Annotated in this window: 16 protein-coding genes; 9 read left to right on the top strand and 7 right to left on the bottom strand. The window is 46.0% G+C overall.

Features of this window, described 5'->3' with window-relative positions; translation table 11 throughout:
- Positions 1 to 20 precede the first annotated feature (20 nt).
- The 7 genes from H6F77_RS00530 to H6F77_RS00500 all read left to right on the top strand — a co-directional run bounded on the left by H6F77_RS00530 (position 21) and on the right by H6F77_RS00500 (position 11,476).
- Positions 21 to 1,607, top strand: coding sequence for a CheR family methyltransferase (locus tag H6F77_RS00530; RefSeq protein ID WP_309228777.1), 1,587 nt, complete (start codon positions 21 to 23; stop codon positions 1,605 to 1,607).
- A 14-nt stretch (positions 1,608 to 1,621) separates the two neighbouring features.
- A complete protein-coding gene (locus H6F77_RS00525; protein WP_190484186.1) occupies positions 1,622 to 2,695 on the top strand; it encodes a chemotaxis protein CheW in 1,074 nt (357 codons plus the stop codon).
- A 91-nt stretch (positions 2,696 to 2,786) separates the two neighbouring features.
- The gene (locus H6F77_RS00520; RefSeq protein ID WP_190484184.1) at positions 2,787 to 4,238 is read left to right on the top strand and encodes a methyl-accepting chemotaxis protein; all 1,452 of its coding nucleotides are present in this window, start codon (positions 2,787 to 2,789) and stop codon (positions 4,236 to 4,238) included.
- Between the two features lie 25 nt (positions 4,239 to 4,263).
- Positions 4,264 to 5,715 (top strand): methyl-accepting chemotaxis protein, encoded by a 1,452-nt coding sequence (locus H6F77_RS00515; protein ID WP_190484182.1) that lies wholly within the window; start codon positions 4,264 to 4,266, stop codon positions 5,713 to 5,715.
- Between the two features lie 9 nt (positions 5,716 to 5,724).
- A complete protein-coding gene (locus tag H6F77_RS00510; RefSeq protein WP_190484179.1) occupies positions 5,725 to 7,533 on the top strand; it encodes a methyl-accepting chemotaxis protein in 1,809 nt (602 codons plus the stop codon).
- A gap of 79 nt (positions 7,534 to 7,612) precedes the next feature.
- Positions 7,613 to 10,048 carry a hybrid sensor histidine kinase/response regulator gene (locus tag H6F77_RS00505; RefSeq protein WP_190484177.1) on the top strand — a complete coding sequence of 812 codons (2,436 nt, stop codon included), beginning with the start codon at positions 7,613 to 7,615 and terminating at the stop codon, positions 10,046 to 10,048.
- 381 nt (positions 10,049 to 10,429) lie between these two features.
- A complete protein-coding gene (locus H6F77_RS00500; RefSeq protein ID WP_190484175.1) occupies positions 10,430 to 11,476 on the top strand; it encodes a glycosyltransferase family 4 protein in 1,047 nt (348 codons plus the stop codon).
- A 21-nt stretch (positions 11,477 to 11,497) separates the two neighbouring features.
- Here H6F77_RS00500 and H6F77_RS00495 read toward each other — a convergent pair whose 3' ends face one another.
- The 4 genes from H6F77_RS00495 to rpsF form a co-directional block, all read right to left on the bottom strand.
- Positions 11,498 to 14,410, bottom strand: a complete 2,913-nt coding sequence (locus tag H6F77_RS00495; RefSeq protein WP_242021795.1) for a glycoside hydrolase family 10-like protein — start codon at positions 14,408 to 14,410, stop codon at positions 11,498 to 11,500.
- Between the two features lie 452 nt (positions 14,411 to 14,862).
- Positions 14,863 to 17,556, bottom strand: coding sequence for a DEAD/DEAH box helicase (locus H6F77_RS00490; protein WP_190484173.1), 2,694 nt, complete (start codon positions 17,554 to 17,556; stop codon positions 14,863 to 14,865).
- Positions 17,557 to 17,683: 127 nt separating this feature from the next.
- A complete protein-coding gene (locus H6F77_RS00485; protein ID WP_309228776.1) occupies positions 17,684 to 19,732 on the bottom strand; it encodes a tetratricopeptide repeat protein in 2,049 nt (682 codons plus the stop codon).
- A gap of 315 nt (positions 19,733 to 20,047) precedes the next feature.
- Positions 20,048 to 20,386 (bottom strand): 30S ribosomal protein S6, encoded by a 339-nt coding sequence (gene rpsF, locus H6F77_RS00480; protein WP_190484171.1) that lies wholly within the window; start codon positions 20,384 to 20,386, stop codon positions 20,048 to 20,050.
- A 216-nt stretch (positions 20,387 to 20,602) separates the two neighbouring features.
- Between rpsF and H6F77_RS00475 the strand changes: the two genes are divergently transcribed.
- Positions 20,603 to 21,379 (top strand): fumarylacetoacetate hydrolase family protein, encoded by a 777-nt coding sequence (locus tag H6F77_RS00475; protein ID WP_190484168.1) that lies wholly within the window; start codon positions 20,603 to 20,605, stop codon positions 21,377 to 21,379.
- A gap of 96 nt (positions 21,380 to 21,475) precedes the next feature.
- Here H6F77_RS00475 and H6F77_RS00470 read toward each other — a convergent pair whose 3' ends face one another.
- From H6F77_RS00470 to H6F77_RS00460, 3 genes are all read right to left on the bottom strand, one after another.
- Positions 21,476 to 21,988, bottom strand: coding sequence for a Tic20 family protein (locus H6F77_RS00470; protein ID WP_190484166.1), 513 nt, complete (start codon positions 21,986 to 21,988; stop codon positions 21,476 to 21,478).
- A 38-nt stretch (positions 21,989 to 22,026) separates the two neighbouring features.
- Positions 22,027 to 22,893 (bottom strand): rhomboid family intramembrane serine protease, encoded by an 867-nt coding sequence (locus tag H6F77_RS00465; RefSeq protein ID WP_190484164.1) that lies wholly within the window; start codon positions 22,891 to 22,893, stop codon positions 22,027 to 22,029.
- Positions 22,894 to 23,074: 181 nt separating this feature from the next.
- Positions 23,075 to 23,272 carry a hypothetical protein gene (locus tag H6F77_RS00460; protein WP_190484163.1) on the bottom strand — a complete coding sequence of 66 codons (198 nt, stop codon included), beginning with the start codon at positions 23,270 to 23,272 and terminating at the stop codon, positions 23,075 to 23,077.
- Between the two features lie 160 nt (positions 23,273 to 23,432).
- Here H6F77_RS00460 and glyA point away from each other — a divergent pair, with 160 nt between their 5' ends.
- Positions 23,433 to 24,716, top strand: coding sequence for a serine hydroxymethyltransferase (glyA, locus tag H6F77_RS00455; RefSeq protein ID WP_190484161.1), 1,284 nt, complete (start codon positions 23,433 to 23,435; stop codon positions 24,714 to 24,716).
- The last annotated feature ends 73 nt before the right edge of the window (positions 24,717 to 24,789 follow it).

Genomic DNA, 24,789 nt, shown 5'->3' with positions numbered 1-24,789 from the left:
ATCGCAAGGAGTATAAATAGGTGTCATCGATAGGAAAGTTGAATGATTCGCTCATGAGTTGCTTCATTCGACTAATTGCTTCTTATACAGGTTTGCACGTCCGCGAACAAGATAAAGAAGCTTTAGGGTCAAAAATTTTGTTGCGGATGAAGTCACTCAACTTATCTGTACCCCAAACTTATTATCATCTTTTAGAAGCTGATACTAATTTGAGTCATAGAGAGTGGAACGAATTAATAATTCTATTGACCATATCCGAGACTTATTTTTTGCGCGATCGCGGAGTCTTTTCTCTGCTACGGAATCTGATTTTACCAGAATTAATATTGCGGCATAACCACGATAAAACCCTACGAATTTGGAGCGCAGGATGCTCAACAGGAGAAGAAGCATATTCCATCGCAATCCTCATTAATGAATTGTTACCTGATTGGGAAAGATGGAATATTTTAATTCTAGGTACTGACATTAATATTTCGTCAATTAGTCAGGCAAAACGAGCAATTTATAGCCCTTGGTCGTTCCGTCTAGTAGATTCGGAAATACAAAGAAGGTATTTCACTAAAAAACCCAATGGATGGGAATTAAATGAAAAAATTCGCAAAATGGTAACATTCCAGCATGGAAATTTGCGACAAGATACATTTCCCAGTAATCCTAACTTCTTAGACATAGCCTCTTCTAATATTTATAATATGGATCTTATTATTTGTAGAAATGTTTTTGTGTATTTTGACAAGGCAGCAATTTCAAATGTTTTAAATAAATTTTCTAATACTCTTAATGAGGGTGGGTATCTTCTAACTGGTCATGCTGAACTTCAGCTTGTGGAAAATCTGGGTTCATTAAAGGCAAAATCGTTTCCAGAATCAGTCATCTATCAACGGTGCGAAGCCTCTCAACGCAATACAAGCACGCCTGCGCTAAAAGAAACAGTTGCGGGCAAAGGGTACAAATTACAGGCAACTTCTTCTGTGCCTCTGCGCGCCTCTGCTAGTGTCTCCCCATCATCTACCTCTCCACTCCCAAGCTACTTCACACCTCCTCCTACCATCATGCCTGCCATAGTGGGTATCTCTAAGGAGGCTACAGTTAATCGTTCTGAACCGGATAATGCAACGTTGAAGACAATTTTTAAGGAAGCAGAAATCTTGTTTCAAAAGAAAAAGTATGCAGATGCGCTCAAAAAGACAGAACAACTGCTTCAGCAGCAGCCCCAGCACTGTGGTGCTTATTATTTGATGAGCCAAATATATGCGAATGTAGGCAAGTATGAAAAAGCAATTTATTACTGTAAGCAAGCACTAGAAGTAGATTCGCTATCGTTTCTCGAACCTTACTACTTGCTAGCCCATATTGCTGAAGAGCAAGGAGATATTGAACAAGCAAAAAGCTGGCTCAAAAAAATTATTTATTTAGTGCCCTCATCTGTTTATGCTTATCTGGAATTAGCTTTAATTTACGAAATAGAAAAAAATATAACTAAATCTCAAAAAATGCGTAGCGTAGCATTAGAATTGCTTAAAAGACTGCCCAGTTCGGCACAGGTAGATCCGAGGCTGGGAATGACAGCTAGTGAATTGATAGACAAGGTAAAAAAAGCTTAGAGAATTTAGCCTAAATGTCTCCACAAACTAGGGCATATCTGATCTTCAGTTTGAATTCTTCTCTTTATGGTGTAGATGCACTTTCAGTACAGGAGATTTTTTTTCTACCGGAGCTGACACCCGTCCACCACTACCCGCAAGACATTGTTGGGGTACTAAATCTCCGGGGAGAATTTTTGCCAATCGCCGATTTGAATATTCGCTTGGGCTATCGAGCGCAAGAATACTGCTTAACAGACAGTGTAATCGTCATCAAGTTGTGTGGATTGAGGATTGGTATCATTGTCAATGAAGTCCGAGAAGTTCATAATCTCGACGCACACGCGATCGCAGGCGAGGGTTATGGGCGAGAAGCAGGCGCAAAGGGGGGTTTAGTCACCCAGCTTGCCAATATCGGGTCAGATATTGTGATGCTGCTTAACCCTGAAACTTTGCTCCGAGGAACCGAGCTGGTTGAAGCATTAACCGGAGCGATCGCAAATCCTCCGTTAGCCGACGAATCCGACACGCAACCACCAGAATTTGTCTTAACACAACAGCGCCTATTCTGTCCTAATGCAACGACAGAAGAAAGAACTATTTTTCGCAGGCGAGCAGCCAATTTAATGGTGGCTGTTCAGAGCGAACAAAGTAGTGGCTTGATGGCGCTAGCGGTTATTGGTTTAAATGGTGAATACTTTGCACTCGATCTTGAATTTGTCCGCGAGTTTATTGATATTAGAATTGTAAAACCCATTCCCTGCTGCCCGCCTCATATTATTGGCAATATGAATATCCGGGGTGAGATTGTTACTTTAGTCGATATTCGTGGCGTTATTACACTTATGATGAGCGCTCCCAGTACGGCATCTAAAGCAATGATTATAAATATCAAGGATATCGTGGCTGGAGTAATGGTTGATGAAGTATTTGATGTGATGTACCTGAATCCATCGGAAATTATGCCTGTTCCGACAGCAGTAAATTCCCTAAATAAAGATGTTAAATTTCTGCGCGGGACTGCTTGGTATGGCGATAAAGTGATGGCTATACTGGATATGCAAAAAACTATTATTGAAGGAGGTCTAATAGTTGATGAAGAAGTTTAATTATTATTCGCATCTTTTTAGTTTTAGTTTTATGTAATGGAATTACATATAAATTTGATAGTGATATAAACTACCAGAAACAATAATTATTATGAGTACCAATTTAACTTTGAGAGGCCGAATGTTGGTGGGGTTTGCAGTTCCTGTGCTTGTATACATAGGTCTAAGTGGGCTGGTATTTACTACTTCTAATAAGATATTTCACATTTTTGAAGACATAGAACGAATTCAAAAGGTAATTTTAAAAACAACTACTTTGGATGTAGCTGCACAAGGAATGATTCGCAATCTTAGAGGATACGCTATTATAAACAATCCGATATTTTTAAAGGAATATCAAAGTTCTTTAGAAGCATTTTATACAACACAGAATTCATTAAATAAATCCGTAATAGATCGGGAACAAAGAGAACGATTGCAGAAAATGTTAGTGTTAGTCCAAAACTATAATAAATTTTCAGAACAAATGATAGCGTTATTAAAAACCGGAAAAAAAGCTGAAGCAGTAACCCTTTTTGGAAATGGAGCCGGAGCAAAATTTGTGAAAGAGTTTGATGCATTAAATAAATCATTTATACAAGCAGAAGAAATAATTCTTGAAAAAGAAACAAATGAAGCAAAGAAAGCTTTGTGGTTCCTGATAACAGCATTAATCGTGGGGTTAGTGTTGTTAATTGTCTTGTCTGTGGCTGCTGCTTTGGCGATTTATTCGAGGGTGGCTGGGACGATCGATAGAGCAGTAAATGCGATCGCATCATCATCGACACAAATAGCTGCAACAGTAGAGGAACAGGAACGCACAGCGAGCCAGCAATCAGCCTCGGTCAACGAAACGACGACGACAATGGATGAGCTAGGAGCGTCATCAAGAGCGACAGCAGAGCAAGCAGAAGCAGCAGTAAACGCAGCCTTAGTAGCGCTAAATCTCACAGATGGAGGGAGTCAGGCAGTAGGGCAAACCTTAGAAGGAATGTTTATATTGAAAGAGAGAGTAGGGGCGATCGCGCAACAGATAGTGAAACTATCCGAACAGACAAATCAGATAGGGAATATCTCCGATCTAGTCAGCGATTTAGCCAACCAAACCAATATGCTAGCCCTAAATGCAGCAGTCGAAGCAGTCCGCGCTGGGGAACATGGTAAAGGCTTTGCCGTTGTAGCAGCAGAAATTCGCAAACTAGCAGACCAAAGTAAAACATCAGCTCATAAGATTGGGGCCTTAGTTGCTGATGTGCAAAATGCTATTAATTTAACCGTCATGGTGACAGATGAAGGCACAAAGACAGTAGAGGAAGGAGCCAAAATTGCTGCTAAAACATCTGAAGCCTTTACTGGTGTGGGGGATGCTGTCAACAACGTAGTTTTGAACAATCAACAAATTTCTCTCAATATCAAGCAGCAAGCGATCGCCATTCAGCAGGTGATAGAGGCAATGAATGCCCTCAACCAGGGGGCAAAAGAAACCGCTAGCGGCATTACTCAAACCAAAATTGGCACTCAGAACCTCAACGAAGCTGCTATCCAACTAAAAACGTTAGTGTAGTTAGTAGCAGGCTTTATTTAACACTATGTTTAAAAAATTAAGTTTACAAGGGCGGTTGTTCGGCTCATTTATCTTAATGGGGCTACTTGTATTGGTCGTTGCTATTGTGGGCTGGAGTGGAAGTTCTCGCCTGAGCGCTCACATCGATACACTTGCTAATAATACTTTACCTAGTGTTACTGGATTGTGGAAAATTAACGAAGGGCAGACCCAAATACAGTCATCAGAGCGCTCGCTCCTCAATCCGCTCTTGAGTTTGGAAAAACGGCAGGTTGACTTGGAGAGGATTAAAAATGCTTGGCAGCAAATCGACGAAGGGTTTAAACAATATGAAACATCTCCACAAACCGAAGAGGAAAAAAAAATCTACAAAAAATTTCTTCAAGACTGGGACAGGTGGAAGCGAGACCACGAACAATTTATGCAAATTTATCAACAATTCGCAAGACTGAATGTTTTAGACCCTGCGGCTAGGCTGTCTGAAGTTGTGAATCAAAAACCACCAAATTTGGCTCAAATAGCGATAATAAAACAAGCAGATGCCCTGCTAGATAAACTCAACGACTTGGCAGCGAATGAAGAACGCGCCTCATTTACCGCAGCCACAGAATCAGTTGTAGGAGTTGCGAAATACAACGAAATATTTGGAGCCTCCGCTAATAATGCCGCTGAAAAAGATGTGTCTCAAACTGGCTTCTGGGTTGTGGTAGGTATGATTATCGGCCCGCTTACTGCTATTATCTTTGGTATTTTCTTCAGCATCACCATCGCCAAGCCGTTGGGTGCAAAGATAAGCAAAATCGTCAATAGCATTGTCACCTCTTCAAGCGAAATCGCAGCCACAGTAGAGCAACAAGAACGCACTGCAACCCAACAGGCAGCTTCTGTGAACCAAACTAGCAGCACAATGGATGAATTGGAGGCTTCATCGCGACTAGCAGCCGAGCAAGCCGAAGCTGCAACAGCAGGAGCAAGGGCGATCGCCCAACAGATTTTTCGTTTGAGCGAACAGATAAAGCAAATTGGTAGTATTTCAGGCGTTGTCAGCGAATTAGCTAATCAGACTAATATGTTAGCTCTGAACGCAGCAGTCGAGGCGGCGAGAGCCGGACAAAATGGTAAAGGTTTTGCCGTCGTTGCTGGGGAGATTCGTAAACTTGCCGATCAAAGCAAAAAGTCAGCAGAACGGATTAATGATTTGGTTGGAGATATCCAAGCGATCGCCAATTCTACTGTTATGGATATGGGTCAGGGGACAAAGGTTGAAAGTATTGTAACCGCTGTCAACAACATTGTTATGAATAATCAACAAATTTCGCTAAGTGCATCGCAGCAAGCGATCGCGGTTCAACAAGTCGTGCAGGCGATGAATACTCTCAACATAGCGGCGCAAGAAACCGCTAGCGGCATCAGTCAAACCAAAGTAGCAACGCAAAAACTAAATGAAGCAGCATTGGCTCTGCAAACCGTCGTCTAGCTGCTAGTTATGTTTAAAAAATTATCCAAAGGTTCATCACAAAGGCGGGGTTTGAGAACTAAGGCAATCGTCCTAGCGATCGCTCTAGGTACAATACCCGTGTTATTAACTGGTGTATTAACTTATTACTCCACGCATCAATTAATTCGAGAACAAGTTATCGCTTCAAAAAAAAGCCGCGTTATTCAGTTAGCTGACAGGGTAAACAATTTTATTTTTGAACGCTACGCAGATATTCAGGTTCTTGCTAATTTGCCTATTATTACTGATGAGCGGGTAAGAAATATCGTTTCTTTGCAGCAAAAGCAGCAGGTGCTAAATAGCATTGTAAATGCTTACCGTGTCTATGATAATATTGCTGTTTTCGACATAAACGGTAACTTAATTGTGAAATCAACATCGGGAGACGCAAGCGTAAATCAAAAAAGTCGCAACTATTTTCAGCAAGTTCTCAAAACCGATGCCCCTGTTATCACAGATCCAGAATTATCAAAATCCACAGGCGAGTTTTTCATTCAGTTTGCTGCACCTGTTAAAGATGTAACGACTGGTAAAACAATTGCTATCATCAGTGCGCGGCTACCCAAGAAATATATACAAGAGGCGGTCGAAGTTTTCAATAATAATGGAGATAGTTCACAACTAATTGATTCATCAGGGATAATTTTCTACGCTAGGGAAGTAAAAAAGATAGGTGAAAAAGCGCAGGAAGAATATTCAATATTCAAACAAATGGAAGCATTACAAAAGCCAACTGCGGGGATAAAGTTTAGTCAAACTGAACAGAAGGAGCTTTTAGTAGCGCTCGCTCCCATCCAAAACTTAGAGCGTTTACCCCAATTTAAATGGATAGGAATAATTGAAACCGATCCAAAAACTGCCTTTGCAGCCAGCGATAGCCTACTGCTAACAATACTTTTTGGAACCCTAGTGACCGCAATTGTTGTCGGTATAATCGCTATCATATTAAGCATTTGTGTAACCGAGCCACTCATCAAACGGATAGTTAATGTTGTTAATCTTATTGTTACTTCCTCTAGCGAAATCGCTTCAACTGTAGAGCAGCAAGAACGTATGGCAACCCAGCAAGCCACATCTGTGAATGAGACCACTACGGCTATGGACGAATTGGGGGCATCATCAAGGGCGAGCGCGGAGATTGCTACTGCATCAGCTGTCAGTGCAGGGCAAGTTTTAACTCTGGCAAAACAGGGAACAGAGTCGGTAGCACGTACCCAAGAGGGTATGTTTGCCTTGAAAGAAAAAGTTAGCGCGATCGCGCAACAAATTTGGCAATTGAGCGAACATACTGATGAAATTGCCAAAATATCAACTTTGGTGAGTGACTTAGCCAGCGAAACCAATATGCTGGCACTCAACGCCGCTGTGGAAGCTGTGCGGGCGGGTACGCATGGCAAAGGCTTTGCCATTGTAGCAGCAGAAATTCGTAAACTCGCCGATCAAAGTAAAGAATCAGCCCAGAAGATTAACATCCAAGTTAACGATATTCAGAATGCTATTAATTTAACTGTCAAGATTACAAAGGAGGGGACTAAGACTGTAGAGAACGGGGTGAAAATTGCCCAATCAACGACAGAAGCCTTCGCCGGAGTTGCGGAAGGAATTAACGATGTAGTTCTCAGCAGTCAACAAATATCTTTGAATGTCCAACAACAAGCGATCGCTATTCAACAAGTAGTGGATACTATGAATGCTCTCAATCAAGGAGCAAAAGAAACCGCCAGCGGTATGAGTCAAACTAAACTTGCTACCCAGAAATTAAACGACGCTGCTCTGAATCTTAAGACAGTGGTTTAAATACTTTTTAGTTTAAGATTTTTGAATTATTGGAATGTCCAATCACCAAGTAATAACTAGAAAATAATAAGTAGAAATTATGCTTATCGAAGATGAAGAACTCCGGAATCTGTTCAAAGCTTCAAGCGAAGAGCATTTACAAAAACTAGAAGAAGGCGTGCTGAATTTAGAGAAAGAACCGAACGATATTACTAATCTAGAAGAATTATTGCGCGAAGCCCACAGTCTTAAAGGTGATGCCAGAATGCTGGGCGTGCGGGATGTGGAAACTCTAACCCATCAAATAGAACATATATTAGGAACCATCAAACGCGGGGAGACGCCTGTAACAACAGAAGTATGCGATCGCATCTGTTATGGATTAGATGCAATTGGTAAACTGGTAACTGAAACCACAGGGGGCCAAGCCTCCGGAGTGCAAACATTTCACGTTCTTGCCCATTTGATGGGAGCCAAGCCGACGCCACCAGCCTTGTCAACTCAGGAGCCGACAGAAGAAGCAATTGAGTATATAGAAGAGACAATTCCACCTATAGAAGCCACAATAAATACTGAATTTTCTCTTAATAATTCTCAATTAACTAATGGTTTAAAAAGGAAAAGCGAGTTTACTGAAAATATCAGTAGTGCGCTTAACGTTGAAATAAAACACTCGCCGTCCCCTGTCTCGGTGCCTGATGGCAAAATATCTTCTGAATACCGCATCGATACGATTCGCGTCGAAACGCGCAATCTTGATGGCTTAATGACTCAAGCAGGTGAACTTACCGTCACCAAAATTCGCATTGCTCATCGACTGGCGGAGATTGAGGAAATCTTAGCAATGTGGGAAGAGTGGAACAGAGATGTCTTTGCCAATCGTTTTCTTGTTGATGAAGTACAAACAATAGGAACGCCTGGGAGGGAAAGTTCAGTTCGCTCCTCATTGCAGTCCAGCATCGCCATAGGACAGCTAGGAGATTTTTTGCATCGCACAGAAGAAAGTCGCACGAAAGTAGAAGCTCGTCTCAACGAATTAAGAAGCGCAGTTTACGAAGATAGCCAACGACTAGAAGCGATCGCCGGGGAGCTATCCGATGGAATTAGATTGCTGAGGCTTCTACCACTTTCCACTATTTTTCAGCTGTTTCCCCGAATGGTGCGCGATTTAGCCAAAAGCCAAGCCAAACAAGTTGAACTGGCGATCGCTGGTGGAGAAACCGCAGCCGACAAGCGCATCCTCGAAGAAATGAAAGACCCCTTGATGCATATCCTTCGCAACTGCGTAGATCATGGCATCGAGACACCCGCAGAACGCCAACAACAAGGCAAGCCCCCTCAAGCCACCATCTCGATTAAAGCCGCCCAAAATGGCAACAGCATTTTAATAGAAGTTGCCGATGACGGGCGAGGATTGGACCTTGAGAAGATTAAACAGACAGCAATTAAGCGCGGAATTTGCCGGGAAGAACAACTCTCCACAATGACACTAGCGCAAATTCACTCGCTCATATTTGTCCCAGGCTTCTCAACCCAGGGATTCGTTACCGAAGTTTCGGGTCGAGGCGTCGGGTTGGACGTTGTTCGCACAAACGTAGAGCGACTCAAAGGAAACATACTCGTTGAATCAATACCAGGACAGGGATGTACCTTCCGAATCTTCCTAAGCACGACCCTGGCAACAACGCACGTACTGATTGTAGAAGTGGCAGGTAACTCCTACGCCTTGCCAGTCGAGTACGTGCAAACTACTCGCCTAGTGCCCAAGCAAGACATTTTTGCTATTGAAGGTCGGGAAACAATAAATCTGGACGGTCAGCCAGTATCAGTCGCTCGACTAGCCGACCTCCTGGAATTATCGCCCCAAGACTCAATCATCCAAAAATTAGCAGAGGATTACGCCCAACCCTGCATTATTCTAATGCTGGGCGAACAGCGGCTTGGCATCTTTGTCGATGCCCTCTTAGACGAACAAAATGTAGTAATTAAACCCCAGAGTAAATTATTGAAGCGGGTTCGTAATGTTGCTGGTGCAACCATACTCGGCACAGGTGAAGTCTGCACGATCTTAAACCCCCCTGATTTGATTAAATCGGTGCAGAAACAAGCCGCATCCTTTTCGGCAATAGCGGTCAGGCAATCTGACGCTACATCCTTGCAATTAGTTAACAGCAAACCAGTTATTTTATTAGCCGAAGACTCAATCGCCATTCGCACTCAAGAAAAGCGCATTCTAGAAGGTGCGGGTTATGAAGTAGTAACAGCAGTAGACGGTTTGGACGGCTACAACAAACTAAGAACCCGTTCCTTTGATGCGGTGATTTCAGATGTGCAAATGCCCAATCTAGATGGATTGGGTTTTGCAGCAAGGATTCGTCAGCATAAGGAATATAACGAATTACCCATAATTTTGGTCACATCTCTAGCCAGCGATGAAGATAAACGCAGGGGGGCTGAAGCTGGCGCTAATGCTTACATCACCAAAGGCACTTTTAGCCAAGAGGTGTTGTTAGAAACGTTGAGAAGACTTATTTAATCGTCATTTGTCCGCTGAGGAAATACTATACATACCACCTCTGCAAGACCTATGAAACTTGACCCCACATCTTAGACCTGGCGATTGAAACCGCAGCTAGACAAACAAAACTTCCGTTAGTCCATTCTCAGGGATTAGTGCAAGATGTGAAGTGATTTAAGTTAAGGCGGTTTTCATATGCTGCTTTGTTACAGCGTTCAATACAACAAAGTGAGGGTAATGGGGTATTGTAGCGACCCCCGCCCGGTTAGGCTGTAGGAATATCCATCAGGGATTTAAATTGTAATTTGAGAGTAAAAGTCAAAATCCCGGCTCAGGGATTGAAATTGTAGTAGACTCTGGCTGACACCTATCACTGTCTACGATTCTACCTAATTTGCAATGCCTCCCCAGCTATACCATTTGCTTGCCTTTCTCATCTCCGGCTTTGTTGTCCTCTGGACAACACCAGTTGTTAAAAAAATTGGTCTTAAAAGCGGACGTGTCGATAAGCCTAACGAACGAAAAGTCCACGATCGCCCGATGGTACGGCTGGGAGGTGTCTCTATCTTTGCAGGCACCATAATTGCTCTAGTGATTGTTTGGAATGCGGGAGGTTTTGGCGTTCTGCCGCCAGAGAAAGAGTCAGAGATTTGGGCGGTCACGTTAGGTGGGCTGGGATTCTTTTTGATCGGCCTTGCAGACGACTTATTCAATCTGTCGCCTTTTGTCCGGCTGCTGATGCAAGCGATCGTTGCTAGTTGGGCGTGGCATAGTGGCGTGCAAATTGAGTTCCTTACCATTCCCGGAATTGGACTTGTAACTTTGCCAGACTCCATCGGCTGGCCAATAACGATTATTTGGCTGGTGGGTATGGCAAATGCCATCAACTGGATTGATGGTCTAGACGGTCTGGCAGCTGGCGTTTCTGGCATCGCCGCCGTAGTTATGTTGATTGTTAGCTTGTTCATGCACCAACCCGCAGCGGCTCTAATTGCAGCGGCTCTTGCGGGTGGCTCTCTGGGATTTCTGCGCTACAACTTTAACCCCGCTCAAATTTTTATGGGCGATGGGGGCGCATATTTTATCGGGTTTACCCTTGCTGGTGTCGCAGCGATCGGCCTAGTAAAGAGTACAGTACCTTACCTGATTTTGGCTGTGCCGATTGTGGATATGTCAGTGGTTATTTTGGCGCGGCTGCGACACGGTAAGTCGCCTTTTACAGCGGATAAACGCCATTTGCATCACAGGTTGCTGCAAGCAGGTCTGTCGCACAGATTAACAGTTTTGTTTATCTACACTCTGACTTTGTGGGTGGGGAGTTTAGCCCTTGCTTTTGCTGGGTTGCCCAGGGGTGTGGCTTTTGCCTTGGGTACGACCTTGCTGCTGGGTTACACCAGTTGGCAAGTTTGGCGTACCTCCCGGTGTGAGAGTAAAAAGGCCTTGTAAGAATTTTTCAGACTAGCCTTTTTACTTTTTTACCCCCCTAGTCAACCGCGATCGCTCTCCATATTTCAACAACCTTTCTACTGTCGCTAAACGGTTTTCCCACATCTGCACCTGATATGGCTGTTGTATTGCTTGCAACTGCATCCATTTGCGGAATTCAGACCGGAAAGACCGCATAGCTGCTGTAGCATATGCAAACTTCTCCCTCGAAGGCTCCCTCGCTAGTTGATTTAGCGCCTCTGATAGTTCTAGTGCTTCTTTCCCCCATTGCGACAGTGCAGGCTCTTTTATCCAAATTTGGTTATTAGTCTTTAAATAACTCCATTCAGCTTGTAAAACTGCATAACGGCTAGCCGCCGCCTGGAAAGGCTGCCGATAAGGAATCGCCTCTGTTGTCAGACAAACATCTTGACTATCAGAACTCGTAGGACATAAATCTGCAAAAGTAGAACCTTTTTCCGGTTTGCCCTGAGTGCGATTGAAAATCCCTTGCAGATTTCCGTTGAAATTCTCATAAGCAAACAAAGCGTAACCGCCTGCTGGCAAATCTCTCAACAACTGAATTTGATCGAACGCCACAACATCTGGCAAATTCAAAAGCCTCACAGACGGCAAGATCAAAGTTGCAGCTAGCGCCGATTCATTAAAAAGTGGCCTCGCCATATGCTGCAATTGATTTGCCTCCAAGACATAAGTCATCGGCACTAACATATCTATATCGCCGCGTAGCGCCCAGGTTTCCCAATTTTGTTGCAGTTTTGACAAGCGCTCTTGTTTGGGCATGGGAAACACAGCCGCAGATAAAATAATGTCGGAGCGTTGGCTACGCAGGCGTTGAGATACCTCAGTGACAAAAGAATCAATTTGAGAAATGCGAAATTGCGTCCAACTATCCCACAGGTCGGCTTGCGATGCAGTAATGGCGATCGGATCTCTCCCTGTCAATTGCTTAAACTGTTGACGAGCCGCCTTCCCGTAGCCGTAAGTCTGGTTCAGGCTAGGTTCTTGAAAAGGATAGCGAATATAATCCAACTGGACGCCATCGACCTTATACCTAAGGGCAATTTCCCCTATCAGATCCAAAAGATAGCGTCGCACCTCTGGATTAGCTGGGTCTAAAAACACTTTCCCCGAACGCGGATCGAATATGCGCCCCTGTTTATCAGAAGCCGCCCAGTCTGGATGGGCCTCCACTAATGGCCCTGGATAATTATCTGGCAGGTTGAGCAAACGATTATGTACGCGGTTGCCTGCGGCAAATACCCAAACCCAAGCGTGCAATTCCATGCCTCGCTCGTGGGCTAACTTGACAGCCGCCTCCATAGGGTCCCACCCCCGAACCATAGGATTCTGCTTTGGTGCGATGCGACTGGGGTAAATGGGATAGCCAGCGTTAACGGTTTCAAAAAAGACTGTATTAATCCCGGCTGCTGCCATAGAATCGAAAATTCGTGCCAAAGCTTTTGGCGATCCAGCACTAACAATGGTGCCTCTGTCTAACCACATAGCCCGAATCTCCGGCTGGGCAATTTTGCGGTTGGTGGGATACTGTTGCAATAGCGATCGCCGCAACTGCGTCCACTGCTCTCGCGCCCCACTATAATTCTGTACTGCAACTAAGTCGATAAACTTCTGCAAACCAGCTCTAGCCGCTTCAGTTGCCGGAACCTTGCTAATAACTGACGATTGCGGACTGGCTGATGAAGTTTGCCAGTTCCTTAAACCTTTTTCTTCAGTGCTGGTTTGGGCGCTGGCGGTAATAAAGGCACTCTCGACTCTACCTATGAGATTTTCCAGATCCTGACGCATCGCGGGTACAGACTGTACTAAACTCCTCTGTGCAAGAGTCGTTATAGGCGGGATGGTAGATCTCAGGGTTTCTACCTCAGTTGGTGTCACCTGTTGAGCTGCTAATTGAACAGCGCGGCTGCTTTGAATGGGAACTGGAGCCTGAGAAATTACCCTCTGCTCCCCTTGTCTAGTATTTTCGACAGTCAACGGAGCCGCAATGCTGGTTGAGGCGCGATCGCTTGCCTGTACGATCGGTACGCCTGGAGTTTTCAACTTATCCATCGCGATCGCGTTGGGCAATTCTAGCCAACCCGGACGTATAGCTTGATTTTTTGGAGATTGATTCGCTCCCGCGCTGCTTCTAGTAGTCGCAGGCGCGGTTGAGATGGCACGAGACGATAGCGCCCTATTCGCTCCAACCGTAGTAGGTTTAGCCGCCTCTGCCTGCCGGGTAGAAACAGCAGCAGAAGCGCGGCAAGGCTGTTCTGGCCCCGTTGGGGGTACGCTTGAGATTAATCTCTCCTGCCCGTAGCGACCCAACGCCGCCTTCAGCCATCCGCTATCAACCTCTGCGGACAAACCTGTATCAATGCCCCAGCGCCACCCAAAAAATACGGTTTTATCGGTCGCCACCACAGCTGGGGCATTACTATTGTTGTTGTCGGACTTCCAGAAAGCCGCTGTTTGACTGGTCAATGCGGTGGGAATAACCGCGCCCCCGATCCCCGAGCCAGCAAGCCCGTCTGCTTTTACCCATTCAATAGTCTTCTCTGTGTTAGGTTGCAGGTTTGTTGGAGTTGCGATCGCAAACCCCCAGTATGCCCCAAAGAGCGATCGCAAAGCAGATCTTACGTTAGGACTTGATAGAGTTCCTGTCGGACCGCTAACTATCGTCCGCCCCCCTTTGTCCATCCAATCTTGTAACGTTCCTACCTCAACGTCAGTCAGCGTCTCCACATTGGGCAAAAACAAAACTTGCGTCCCTGCCAAATTAGCTGCTGACTTCAGTTGTTGCAAATCAACTACACAATAAGCGACACCGCTAGCCCGCAAGCGTGCCGTAATCCCTGACCATTGCCCCTGATTCTCCCCACTTCTTACAACCCCCAATTGGGACATTTGTGCATTGGCTGAAGAAGGCAAAACTAAAAATGAACCACTTATAATAACAGAAAAAATTCTTTCTTTTGCGTTTTGCACGCGCCTTTGAAACACAGATCGCTCCTAAACAAAACCAGCTCTTTTTAACTATAAATTAACTAATTTCTAAAAATAACAAATTTATTAATTTATAGATTATAAATTAATAAATTTCACCTAAAAATAATTGTGTGTTGCTCTTATCGGTAATAAAGCCCAAATAATACTTACGATAGTTGAATTTTATTCCTCAACCTAACCTACACAATTTTTGATTTTTAGCCCTAAATAAACCCTATTGCTTTATAAGCAGAGCTACCTTCTTTTACCCTAAGTCTTTAAGACTGTTAATGTGTGCTGCAACTATTAAATAGTAAAAACAAAGAATTATAAATGAAAAAATATTTTTATCATCTATAATTCTTTATTCTTAATTAATCCAAGTCCCTGAATTTTTAAGCAACAACCTCATTAACTGGGAAGCGATCGATTAGCTGAATCGCCCGAATAGCATTGCGACGCAACACCTCTGATATTCCGGGTACGTGGGGAATTTGAGATAAGAAATCCACCGTGCGGCGCAAAATCCGCACTACATCCCCCTCATCTAAACTCGTGTTACGGCATAATTCCGGCCATTCCACACCCAATGCCCACTGCTCTACTAAACTAACCAAGCTTGCCTCAGACCATACTGGCAGCGCAACCCGATATCGACGCTGCATCTGGAACAAACTGCGACGTAGAGGGCGCAACCCACCCAAACCCTCGTACACGCGAGGCGATAACTCATAGCGCGTCCAGCTGTCGGGGCGGGGCGTCTCTGTCAGCAAAGCGGCACACGCAGCTCCTAAGTGATGGGGGTCTAAATCATCTAGTTCCCCCGACATCAGCGCCATCCCCAGCCACAACTCATTGTCGCCCCGAATTGCCGCAGCGGCTTCTCCCAGTCGGGTGGGCTTTAATCCATCCAAAGCCCCCATGCGTTGCAAAATTTCAATAAGGTCGAGAAATTCTTGCCAGTGATGCGCCCAAATTTCGCGCAGTTCGGCTTTGCGTTCTGCTATTTCTTGGCACAAGGTCAAGCGCTTGGCATTGCGCTTGAGCAGAGTGGTGGGATTGCCCCACTGTCGCATTGGATGTGTATCCAAAAGCGCTTTCACCGCCTCAACGTGCTGAAATTGCTCCATCACCTCTGGTTCTTCAGTTACGGGCGAGTATGATGCAGGAATACTTGCAGCAAATTCGGCGGTAGATGGGTCGCCTCGCTTGCGATCGCCTACTTTAGTCAGGTTAAGCTCGTCTGGAGGAATAGGTAAAGCCTTGGTGGGAACGGGCAGTCTGTCCTCCAAAGAACACCCCACCACATCCACTGTTGTCACCACGTACCACCGATTATCCTGTGCCAAGCAAATCAAATAGGGAGCTTGACCGCGACCGGGTACTTTTCCTATTAATACGGCTGGTAGCGGCGACGAAACAGGTACGTGCTTGCCCTTCAAGTGTAGGACGGTTCCCGGTGAAGCAAGATTTAGCGCCTTGGCAGTTTCTGAGGTTCTTACTTCTTCGGCGTCATCAACCAGCATTTTTAATAATCGCCGCTCTTCTTTAAGCCTCCCCAAGAGTTTTTCATAACTTGCCACTTGCTTGGGGTCTATAACTGCTAAATCAGCTTCGATTTGCTCTACTTCAGCCGTTAGATCGGCGATCGCTTGTTCTTGCGGTTTCAGATACAGTGTCGCTAAATACTGGGCAAAGCTCCTCTCAATCAAATCCCTTGCTTCTTCCAAAGTATGCGTTTGCAGCAAATTCAGCACCATGCCGTAGCTAGGGGTAAACTGACTCACCAAGGGGTCAGCCTGGGATGTCGCCAAATATGCCGCTTCTTTCGCACCTTCAAACGGCGTCTGCAATGTCACTACATGGCCGACAGTATCCATCCCACGACGGCCTGCCCTACCCGCCATTTGCAAGAATTCGCTTGCCTTGAGCAGTCGGTGTCCGTCGTCGGTGCGCTTGGAAAGGCTGGAAATTACTGTTGTTCGCGCAGGCATATTAATTCCCGCTGCCAGCGTTTCCGTAGCAAACACGACCTTAACCAAACCCATTTGGAACAATTCTTCCACCAACCCCTTCCAGGCTGGTAAAATTCCCGCGTGGTGAGAAGCAATTCCCCGCAAGAGAGCTTGAACTCTTCCTGGTGAACCAGCATCCGGATTTTTGGCCAAAAATTCTTCAATTCGCTGCTTAAGTACCTCGCGTTCCCCGCGATTCACGAGGATGAGGTCTCCCATTTCCTCGACGGCTTTATCGCAACCCCGGCGGCTAAATATGAAATAAATTGCGGGTAACATATCTCGTTCCCACAGTGCAGAAACGACGAAACCCAAGCTAGGGCTTTCTTCTCGCTGGCGGGAGCCTTGTTCTGCCTGCTTGCGCCTTTTTGTCCCTACTAGGCGCGGGTTAATTTTTTTCTGGTTGTCATCGAGAAGCGGAAACAGCCCTTTAGGGTTGCAGAAGTGAAAGTTTAGGGGGACTGGTCGAAAGTCGGAGTATATTAGCTCGGTTGCACCGTGAACCCGATTTAGCCAATCAGTTAGTTGGTCGCTATTGGCTACTGTTGCTGAAAGAGCTAATAGCTGAATGTCAGCAGGACAATAGATAATCGATTCTTCCCAAACAGTGCCACGCTGTCGGTCATTCATATAGTGGCACTCATCTAGGACTACGGCTTCGACACCAACCAGGGAGGTGCCAACTTCGCCTATGGGCGTACCGTAGAGCATATTGCGGAAGATTTCTGTTGTCATTACCAGAATTGGCGCTTCTCGGTTGATCGAGTTATCGCCAGTGAGCAAGCCTACTAGGTTGACTCCAAAGCGATCGCGAAAATCGCGAAATTTCTGGTTAGAGAGTGCTTTGAGGGGAGTTGTGTAAAATACCCTGCCCCCCCTCTTGAGGGCGCGGTAAATGGCGTACTCGCCAATTAAGGTTTTGCCCGATCCTGTTGGGGCACACACGACAACTGAGCGACCCGCGTCTAGAGCGGCGATCGCTCTGGATTGGAAATCATCCAGTTCAAAAGGAAACAGGTCGAGGTAGGAGCTGCTAGGCAATGTAGGGGGCACAATACGGCCAAATGATTCCATTATTAAAATTATGAGTTATTAATTATGCATTCTGAAGTTTTAAGCAAATAATTCCCTATTCGCGATCGCTCTCATGTCCTAATCCCCCCAAATAAGGATTGACTAAACGTGAATGAGCGCAGCTAGGTTACAGTTTTGGTAATATTTCCGGCAAAAATTGCCCCGGAACCTTAGAAAGAGCGCGACTTTGCCCCTGTATGCCTTCTTCGCGGTAGAAAGTGCGAATCGTCCTCACAACGTAATTTAGCGCTGCTTGGTAATTATCGGTTAAGGGAACGGGGGTGCCAACGCTCCTAATTTGGTTGCTAAAACCCTGCAACGCTAGCAAATGGTGGTGCAGTGCTGCGTCCAGATGAGCGGACTTCTGTTTGCTCTCTAAGGAAAACTGACTATCCGTTGCCACCTGGTACTGCGCCAGTCCCAAATTATTGTAAGTCGCAAACACGTCGAAGCTCACTACTACTTGGGGAGTACTTGTTGCCAAGCCATGAGCCAGGGCGATCGCGCTAAGGTAAGCCATAATACACAATCGCAAATACTCCTGCCGCATCAAAGGGTCGGATTGAGACGAGTTAGCCAAATGCCAGTAAGCCGTACCTAAGTTATTCTGCGTGGCAGCGCTGGCGGCAGGAACCACCTCTGGGGTGCGATACTTGAGGGCATTCTGGTAGGCTTCGATTGCCTTGGGCAAAAATTCTTCTGGCTGTTCGTACTGGGCAAGATTCCAGTAGGCTGTCCCCAGGTTATTTTGAATCATCGCCCAGTTGATCGGCTCTTGCTCTGGGTGATAGTAGGAAACTGCTTCGCTATAGGCGTCAATCGCTAACTTCAGGTTTTTGTGCGGATCTTGGTGCTGGGCTAGATGCCAATAAGCTGTGCCCAAATTATTCTGCGTTGAAGCATACCGCATAGCAACTGTTGCATCTTCGCCTTCTATCAGAGGTCGGCGATAGCGCAGGGCTTGTTGATATGCTTGTACCGCTAGCTCTAAGTTAATAGCGCTGTCTCGATAGCGGGCTAAATCTCCGTAGGCTGCACCCAAGTTATTCTGAATCATCGCGTAGGCCAGTGGAGACGCATCTGCACTTACCTTAGTTAAGGCGAGATGATACGCTTGAATGCCTTGCTCCAGGTAGGAGAGAATCTCTTCGGGACTGGCGGAAGAGCGCGAGAGCATCCAGTAGAGATTGCCCAGGTCATTGAGGATGTCTGATGCTTGTGCGTAGTCTGTTCCTACACATTGCAGCGCCCGTTCGTAGGCTTGGATAGCGGTAATCAGGTTTTCCGGTGTGGCGTCTCCCTGTTCGACGCGATCGCGATAATGATTTCCCAGTTTTAAATAAGCTTCGACTAAAACGGTGGGATCGGGCGAAGATTTGGCTAATTGGTCGATCTCCTGCAAAGCTGGCAGGATTACCCCGCCGCTGCGTTCATCTGGGTTTTGAGCAGTTCTGGAAGTATTAGCAGGAGCATTTTGTAACTCCTGATTCCTAGATCTTTGCTCTTGACTTTCTTTTATCTCCTCCTTCTGTTCGCGATCGCGACGTTCTCCAGCTAGGTCAATGGGAACGATGTGCTTTAGGTTTTCCCCGCGCACTGGCGTCTCTTCTCCTACTGCTGTTCGTAGGGAAACCTCTGGTCTGTGTCGTTGAGTCGGCGGTAATGGTGTCGGTTCGCCTTCAAATTCAAATACGCCAGTGTGCCAGCGCCAAAACTCAGGGGCTGACTGCTGGATGCTATGAAACCAGGGTTGGGGCAGCCAGAGCAACAGGGAAACGTTATTTATTGGCTCTGGGCCAAGAAGCATGCTGCGCTCGATTGCCCCTAGATGTCTTAGGAATAAGGCTTGTACGGATGCCGATTGCTTGGTTAATAGCTCAACCCCCAAAATCTGAAATGCGGGAGCGCCCAGAGAGACGCGGGGTATGCTTCGGGTGGCGAACCATTGTGCAATCTGAGCAATAGGATTCGGCTGCTGAGGGTTTAGGTTGATGTTAACCAGTTGGGGATGGCCCAACTCGGCGTATAACCTATTTGCAATCCGGTTCCGCAAAATTAAGTCATCGCAGACCGCTAGATAAATTTGACGACGCAGACCAAGACTCAGCGCTAGTTTCAAGCGTTGATAGGTTTGTCGATTCCAGCTCGAAACTTTTGGAGGAGCAGTGTCAGTCACGATCTTGCGGGCGATAGGGGTGGCAGATTCACTTATACCCGCTTTGTCATATTACTGCGATCGCGAAGTATACGACCGATCCGCAGCTTAGAGCAATGCGGGTGCATACACCCTTTTTCCCATCTTTTGCCTTTAGGTCAGGACAATACTCAATCTGTCCCACCTTCTTAGCCATCGTCCTGTGTTGAGCGACTGATGCCTAATGACTCTTGACTAATAACTGCTCGCTGCGATCGCCCTCTTGAAACAATTTGTAACAAATATTCAGAAGTTCAGAACAAGAAGGTGGGCAATGCCCACCCCTATCACAAATAACTAGGCTTCTACCTCAGCTACTTCTTGCTCTTCAGTTGCTTCTTCTTTAGGCACTTCCTGTTTAATGGTCAAGTAGCGAATCACCTCTTCGCTCAGGCGCATTGCCCGCTCTAAGATAGCTACTTGGGTACCATTGCCCTTATAGTTCAACTGGATGTAGATGCCATCGCGTTGGCGTTGGATTTCATAAGCCAGACGGCGCTTACCGCGATGCTGGCTTTCAACGTCAGTTCCTCCGTTGTCGCTAACCAGGTTCTGGTATTTGGCGATCGCCTGTGTAACTAATTCCTCTCCCAAATCGGGGCGGAGGATGTACATTGTCTCGTAAACGTAATTCATGGACAAATTTCCTTGTGGACAATAAGGCTTCTTCTAAAGACGCGAGCGATCGCGCCTCTATTTACACCAGCCGAACCTCTCAGCTGTTGGAGAAGCAAGGAATTAAAATCTTACTACCTACCAGTACAAAATTCTAGCTAATTACCAGGGCAAACGGCATCTTAAACTTCTAAACAGCTTTCGCATGAGATTAATCGAACATAAATCAATTCCCTTATGGCGCAGCGCTACGTCAGAGTCAAAACCTCAACAGGACATATCCACTACGGGATACTGCAACTCAACAGAGCCGTCCAGGTACTGGATGCACCGCCCTGGTTACACGGGCAGATTGCTTCACGAGAGTTAGAACCAGATAGTTACCAACTGCTAGCTCCCTGTGCGCCCTCAAAAGTTGTCGCCGTAGGCAAAAATTATGCCGATCACGCTGCTGAAATGGGCACGCCTGTACCCGAAGAGCCATTACTATTTCTCAAACCGCCCACCACAGTTATCGCTGCTGGAGCCGAAATCCTATACCCGCGACAATCGCAGCGGGTGGATTATGAGGGAGAGTTGGCGATTGTGATTGGCGATCGCGTTTTTGACTGTACGCCAGAGGAAGCCAGGAGGAAAATCTGGGGTTATACCATTGCCAATGATGTCACCGCACGCGATCTGCAAAAGCGCGATAGTCAATGGACGCGGGGTAAAGGATTTGATACTTTTTGTCCCCTTGGCCCCTGGATTGTTCGCGAAATAAGTCCTGCTGCACGTTTGCAAACTTTTGTCAATGATAATTCTCAGCCCTTCCAGTCAGCGCAGATCGATCAAATGGTGTTTGCGCCAGATTTTTTAGTGTCTTATATCAGCCAGGTGATGACACTGTTGCCGGGAGATGTGGTGTTGACAGGGACGCCAGAAGGAGTGGGGCCGTTGCAGGTAGGCGATCGCGTCCGAGTCGAAATTGAAGGCATTGGCAAGCTGGAAAACACGGTTGCCATGCGGCAGTAAGGATAAATAAGCAGATGTTGGCATCTGCCAAAACGCTAGTCCTAAGAGAGCGACAGAATAGGTTAAATCTGTCGTTCTTTACTAACTACACCCGCTCTAAACCTGGGAATTAGCAGCGTCAGAAATTATGGGAATTTTGGCCGTTTCACCGCGCAAAGCTTGGAAAATCGAATATATCGATCCACCAACCACAAAGATAAAAATGGCGCTAGAGACGATAGCCACAAGCAGTTCCATTGGATCGTTTGCAGTGGGGAAACCCCCGAATACCAGTTGTTGTGAGAGACCAAAAAGTTGCAACAAGTACTCACACAGCCATGCAAAAATCCCCAGCAGCAGCGCCTGCATCGTGTGGAAACGAAGGAAGTAACTTAAGCTTTGATTTCTCACAACCCCAAAATAAAGGCCAAAGAAAATCGCTAGTGCTACCAGACCCCAATAAGAGCCGTAGATGGGTAATAGGAAAAACAGGGGTGAAAACAATACTGCTAAGGGAGGAAGGAGCGCGAATAGAAAAGCGCCAAACCTCAGCACTTCCACTAGAGGTACTAGGTATGTTAAGCAAGCAAAAATTTTGTCTTGAATTGTGTTAGACCCGCGCCAACTCATCAGTTAGTCTCCTAATTATGTTTGCAATTTTAGTTAGTTTATCCAGCAAGGATGAATAGTGCATGCAAGACAGATGCAATAATGCTGAGGAGGGTTAGAGCTAGACAAGCGATCGCTACCCATAAATGATTTTGACCTTCAGGTTTGCCATTGTATAGCCACTTTAATCGAGCGATCGCCCATCCACCCAAGAAACCACCCAAGTGCCCCCAGTTGTCAACATTGGGCATAATAAATCCAAACAGGAACATACCTACGGCATAACTTGTAGCTTTTTGCTTAACGGCACTGCTGCCACTAAGTTGTCCATACGATACTAACGCCCCTAACAACCCAAAAAAGGCTCCCGACGCTCCCACTGTTAGGTTAGCACCCTGGAGAATCTTGGGGACTCCCACTAAATAATGGGCGGCTGCGCTACTTAAAAGAGAACCTGCGATCGCAGAAACCGTATAGATTATTACCAATCGCGCCGCACCATAAACTTGAGCAACAGATGGTGCGATTTCTCGTATCCACAGCAAGTTGAATGTAATGTGCAAGATACTCCCGTGCAACCAAGCAGCCGTGAATACCGTCCACCATCGACCTACTTCAAAAACAGGTATTGAGCCGCTTGCACCGAACAAAAACAAGCTTTCCAAACTAGGCGAGAGCAAATTCCATACATTGCCATTTCTAATACCCCTTATATCAACAAGCAAACTGGCAATGTAGAGTAATATGCAACCCCAATTTATAATCCTAATAAAGCCCAGGTCGCGCCCCAGACTGGTTAAGTCTCCTGCGAAGCCCCACATAGAAGGATTCTTGCGCCCGCAGTGGCTGCACGTCTTATCAGTTACATCCACCGTCTGGTTACAAGAAGGACAAACTACGGCTCCGCTCGTTTGTCGTTTTAACATCAAATGAAAATTCTAGTTAATTTGTTTGATTCTATTTTGTCAGTGAAGATTAATAGGAAATAAGCTGTTCCCGATTTAATTTGCCAGGTATGATGCCTGGAAATGCTTTTGATTTAGTTAACCCCATCTTCTATAAATGAGGCGTCAAATTGTTTGACACTTTCTCCATAACCATAGCAATTCATTGAATGTTAGCCAGCCTAAAACCCATTTGACACTGGTACTGGGCTGGTTGATTTTCATTCAACTTGCCAATTGCATAACCGCAGCGCAGCTGTCCGCCACGCCAGCGTGGTTGACCGCTTTGGTCAGCTAATAGGCAGGTTTGACAAACTTGCTTAGGAGAGAGTATGTGTTCATCCGTTAGAATTACTAACATTGCTATGCCGCCAGTTGCTCTCTATACCTTTGTCATCATTGTAAGCCAAGCACCCGGATAGGTTCAGCAAAATGATATGCAGCTTAATAACGCTACTGGGGTTAAGATAATTGGTTCAGGGAAATTTTGGCGTGCGTAAATTGTCGTTGGTGTTGATTCTGTGAGTAAAAATAATTTAGACTTTCTCGCCCAGACCGATCCAGCCGTTGCGGAGTTTATTGGGGAAGAACTCCAGCGCCAACGCGACCACCTGGAGCTGATTGCTAGTGAAAACTTTACAAGTGCGGCAGTTATGGCTGCACAAGGCTCGGTTCTTACCAATAAGTATGCCGAGGGGTTACCAGGGAAACGCTATTACGGCGGCTGTGAGTTCATCGATAAAGTTGAACAACTGGCAATTGACCGCGCCAAGCAGCTATTTGGTGCGGCGAGTGCCAACGTGCAGCCTCATTCCGGCGCTCAGGCGAATTTTGCCGTATTCCTGTCGCTGTTGGAACCGGGCGACACGATCATGGGTATGGATTTGTCGCACGGGGGACACTTAACGCACGGTTCGCCTGTAAATGTGTCGGGTAAGTGGTTCAAGGTTTGCCATTACGGGGTCAGTAAGGAAACCGAGCAGCTAGATTATGACCAAATTCTGGAACTGGCGAAGCAGAATCGTCCCAAGTTGCTGATTTGCGGATATTCAGCTTATCCCCGCACGATTCATTTTGACAAATTTAGAGCGATCGCCGATGAAGTTGGCGCTTATTTGTTAGCAGACATCGCCCACATTGCTGGTTTAGTGGCTACAGGTCATCACCCCAATCCCATCCCTTACTGCGATGTTGTCACTACAACGACACACAAAACCCTACGCGGGCCTAGAGGTGGATTAATTCTAACCCGGGATGCTGAGTTGGGTAAGAAGCTAGATAAAGCTGTATTCCCCGGTACTCAAGGCGGGCCGTTGGAGCATGTAATTGCAGCCAAGGCGGTTGCTTTTGGCGAAGCGCTGACACCAGCTTTTAAAACATATTCTGGTCAAGTAATTGACAATGCCAATGCATTAGCAACTCAGTTGCACAAACGTGGCTTAAAAATTGTCTCTGGCGGCACCGACAATCATTTAATGTTGGTTGATTTGCGTTCCATTGGCATGACCGGAAAACTGGCGGATCATTTGGTTAGCGGCGTAAATATTACTGCTAATAAAAATACAGTTCCTTTCGATCCAGAATCGCCGTTTGTTACCAGTGGGTTGCGTTTGGGTTCGCCAGCGATGACAACGCGAGGAATGGGTACAACTGAGTTTACAGAGATTGGCGATATTATTGCCGAGAGACTGTTAAATCCGGAGTCAGAAACAGTGGCGGCGGATTGTCGGCGTCGGGTAGCTGCTTTATGCGATCGCTTCCCCCTATATCCTCACCTTCAAATTCCCGTACCAGCGCTGACATAATAATGGGGAATTGGGAATTGTTGATTGTTGATCCTTAATTCGAGTAGCCCTCGGTTGACTCCGGACTCCGGAC

This window comes from Microcoleus sp. FACHB-831, assembly GCF_014695585.1.
Taxonomy (GTDB): Bacteria; Cyanobacteriota; Cyanobacteriia; order Cyanobacteriales; family FACHB-T130; genus FACHB-831.
Note: the sequence above shows the minus strand (reverse complement) of the source record. Positions and strands in the feature narration are given on the sequence as shown.

Excerpts from the sequence above, each read along its gene's own strand:
- rpsF (WP_190484171.1), bottom strand. The coding sequence starts at position 20,386 with ATGAATTACGTTTACGAGACAATGTACATCCTCCGCCCCGATTTGGGA.
- H6F77_RS00490 (WP_190484173.1), bottom strand. The coding sequence starts at position 17,556 with ATGGAATCATTTGGCCGTATTGTGCCCCCTACATTGCCTAGCAGCTCC.
- H6F77_RS00520 (WP_190484184.1), top strand. The coding sequence starts at position 2,787 with ATGAGTACCAATTTAACTTTGAGAGGCCGAATGTTGGTGGGGTTTGCA.
- H6F77_RS00525 (WP_190484186.1), top strand. The coding sequence starts at position 1,622 with ATGTCTCCACAAACTAGGGCATATCTGATCTTCAGTTTGAATTCTTCT.
- H6F77_RS00465 (WP_190484164.1), bottom strand. The coding sequence starts at position 22,893 with ATGTTAAAACGACAAACGAGCGGAGCCGTAGTTTGTCCTTCTTGTAAC.
- H6F77_RS00515 (WP_190484182.1), top strand. The coding sequence starts at position 4,264 with ATGTTTAAAAAATTAAGTTTACAAGGGCGGTTGTTCGGCTCATTTATC.
- H6F77_RS00475 (WP_190484168.1), top strand. The coding sequence starts at position 20,603 with ATGGCGCAGCGCTACGTCAGAGTCAAAACCTCAACAGGACATATCCAC.
- H6F77_RS00470 (WP_190484166.1), bottom strand. The coding sequence starts at position 21,988 with ATGAGTTGGCGCGGGTCTAACACAATTCAAGACAAAATTTTTGCTTGC.
- H6F77_RS00510 (WP_190484179.1), top strand. The coding sequence starts at position 5,725 with ATGTTTAAAAAATTATCCAAAGGTTCATCACAAAGGCGGGGTTTGAGA.
- H6F77_RS00460 (WP_190484163.1), bottom strand. The coding sequence starts at position 23,272 with ATGTTAGTAATTCTAACGGATGAACACATACTCTCTCCTAAGCAAGTT.
- H6F77_RS00500 (WP_190484175.1), top strand. The coding sequence starts at position 10,430 with ATGCCTCCCCAGCTATACCATTTGCTTGCCTTTCTCATCTCCGGCTTT.
- H6F77_RS00505 (WP_190484177.1), top strand. The coding sequence starts at position 7,613 with ATGCTTATCGAAGATGAAGAACTCCGGAATCTGTTCAAAGCTTCAAGC.